This is a genomic window from Kitasatospora sp. MBT66 (assembly GCF_000710405.2).
GTDB lineage: Bacteria > Actinomycetota > Actinomycetes > Streptomycetales > Streptomycetaceae > Kitasatospora > Kitasatospora purpeofusca.
Map to the genome: position 1 here is coordinate 158,037 of NZ_JAIY01000020.1, position 3,155 is coordinate 161,191.

Annotated in this window: 1 rRNA gene; it reads right to left on the minus strand. The window is 57.0% G+C overall.

Going from position 1 to position 3,155, the window contains the following annotated elements:
• Positions 1 to 3,114 (minus strand): 23S ribosomal RNA (locus BI06_RS55750).
• Positions 3,115 to 3,155: the final 41 nt, after the last annotated feature.

Sequence of the window (3,155 nt, forward strand, 5' to 3'; positions counted from 1 at the left end):
GCCCTCGGCCTATTAGTACCGGTCAACTCCACCCCTCACAGGGCTTCCATATCCGGCCTATCAACCCAGTCGTCTACTGGGAGCCTTACCCTCTCAAGGAGGTGGGAGTGCTCATCTCGAAGCAGGCTTCCCGCTTAGATGCTTTCAGCGGTTATCCCTCCCGAACGTAGCCAACCAGCCATGCCCTTGGCAGGACAACTGGCACACCAGAGGTTCGTCCGTCCCGGTCCTCTCGTACTAGGGACAGCCCTTCTCAACACTCCTACGCGCACAGCGGATAGGGACCGAACTGTCTCACGACGTTCTAAACCCAGCTCGCGTACCGCTTTAATGGGCGAACAGCCCAACCCTTGGGACCTACTCCAGCCCCAGGATGCGACGAGCCGACATCGAGGTGCCAAACCATCCCGTCGATATGGACTCTTGGGGAAGATCAGCCTGTTATCCCCGGGGTACCTTTTATCCGTTGAGCGACGGCGCTTCCACAAGCCACCGCCGGATCACTAGTCCCGACTTTCGTCCCTGCTCGACCCGTCAGTCTCACAGTCAAGCTCCCTTGTGCACTTACACTCAACACCTGATTGCCAACCAGGCTGAGGGAACCTTTGGGCGCCTCCGTTACTCTTTAGGAGGCAACCGCCCCAGTTAAACTACCCACCAGACACTGTCCCTGATCCGGATCACGGACCCAGGTTAGACATCCAGCACGACCAGAGTGGTATTTCAACGACGACTCCACCATGACTGGCGTCACGGCTTCAAAGTCTCCCACCTATCCTACACAAGCCGAACCGAACACCAATATCAAGCTATAGTAAAGGTCCCGGGGTCTTTCCGTCCTGCTGCGCGAAACGAGCATCTTTACTCGTAATGCAATTTCACCGGGCCTATGGTTGAGACAGTCGAGAAGTCGTTACGCCATTCGTGCAGGTCGGAACTTACCCGACAAGGAATTTCGCTACCTTAGGATGGTTATAGTTACCACCGCCGTTTACTGGCGCTTAAGTTCTCAGCTTCGCCCCGACGAATCAGAGCTAACCGGTCCCCTTAACGTTCCAGCACCGGGCAGGCGTCAGTCCGTATACATCGCCTTACGGCTTCGCACGGACCTGTGTTTTTAGTAAACAGTCGCTTCTCGCTGGTCTCTGCGGCCACCCCCAGCTCTGGCAGCAAGTGCCGTCACCAGGAATGGCCCCCCTTCTCCCGAAGTTACGGGGGCATTTTGCCGAGTTCCTTAACCATAGTTCACCCGAACGCCTCGGTATTCTCTACCTGACCACCTGAGTCGGTTTGGGGTACGGGCCGCCATGAAACTCGCTAGAGGCTTTTCTCGACAGCATAGGATCATCCACTTCACCACAATCGGCTCGGCATCAGGTCTCAGGCTATTGTTGTGCGGATTTGCCTACACAACGCCCTACACCCTTACCCCGGGACAACCACCGCCCGGGCTGGACTACCTTCCTGCGTCACCCCATCGCTCACCTAGTACAGACTTGGTTCAGCGGCTCCACCACGTCCCTTTGTCCGAAGACTCCGGGCCGGCTTCACGGCCTTAGCATCACCTGGTTCAGCGTTGGCGCTTCAAAGCGGGTACGGGAATATCAACCCGTTGTCCATCGACTACGCCTGTCGGCCTCGCCTTAGGTCCCGACTTACCCTGGGCAGATCAGCTTGACCCAGGAACCCTTGGTCAATCGGCGCAAGAGTTTCCCACTCTTGTATCGCTACTCATGCCTGCATTCTCACTCGTGTACCGTCCACGACTGGTTTCCACCGCCGCTTCACCCGGCACACGACGCTCCCCTACCCATCACAGCAGGCGTTGGCCCTATATGCTGCAATGACACGACTTCGGTGATGTGCTTGAGCCCCGCTACATTGTCGGCGCGGAATCACTTGACCAGTGAGCTATTACGCACTCTTTCAAGGGTGGCTGCTTCTAAGCCAACCTCCTGGTTGTCTCTGCGACTCCACATCCTTTCCCACTTAGCACACGCTTAGGGACCTTAGTCGGTGTTCTGGGCTGTTTCCCTCTCGACCATGGAGCTTATCCCCCACAGTCTCACTGCCACGCTCTCACTTACCGGCATTCGGAGTTTGGCTAAGGTCAGTAACCCGGTGAGGCCCATCGCCTATCCAGTGCTCTACCTCCGGCAAGAAACACGTGACGCTGCACCTAAATGCATTTCGGGGAGAACCAGCTATCACGGAGTTTGATTGGCCTTTCACCCCTAACCACAGGTCATCCCCCAGGTTTTCAACCCTGGTGGGTTCGGTCCTCCACGAAGTCTTACCTCCGCTTCAACCTGCCCATGGCTAGATCACTCCGCTTCGGGTCTTGGGCATGCAACTGTATCGCCCTATTCGGACTCGCTTTCGCTACGGCTACCCCACACGGGTTAACCTCGCTACACACCGCAAACTCGCAGGCTCATTCTTCAAAAGGCACGCAGTCACGAGACACACAGCAAGCTGCATGTCCGACGCTCCCACGGCTTGTAGGCACACGGTTTCAGGTACTATTTCACTCCGCTCCCGCGGTACTTTTCACCATTCCCTCACGGTACTATCCGCTATCGGTCACCAGGGAATATTTAGGCTTAGCGGGTGGTCCCGCCAGATTCACACGGGATTTCTCGGGCCCCGTGCTACTTGGGAGTTCTTCAAACGAGCCGTACAGATTTCGCCTACGGGGGTCTTACCCTCTACGCCGGACCTTTCGCATGTCCTTCGACTATCCATACGGTTTCTGACTCGCCGACCGGCCGGCAGACCGGTCAAGAAAAATCCCACGACCCCACAAGCGCAACCCCTGCCGGGTCTCACACGCTCATGGTTTAGCCTCATCCGGTTTCGCTCGCCACTACTCCCGGAATCACGGTTGTTTTCTCTTCCTGCGGGTACTGAGATGTTTCACTTCCCCGCGTTCCCTCCACATACCCTATGTGTTCAGGTATGGGTGACAGCCCATGACGACTGCCGGGTTTCCCCATTCGGAAACCCCCGGATCAAAGCCTGGTTGACGGCTCCCCGGGGACTATCGTGGCCTCCCACGTCCTTCATCGGTTCCTGGTGCCAAGGCATCCACCGTGCGCCCTTAAAAACTTGGCCACAGATGCTCGCGTCCACTGTGCAGTTCTCAAACAACGACC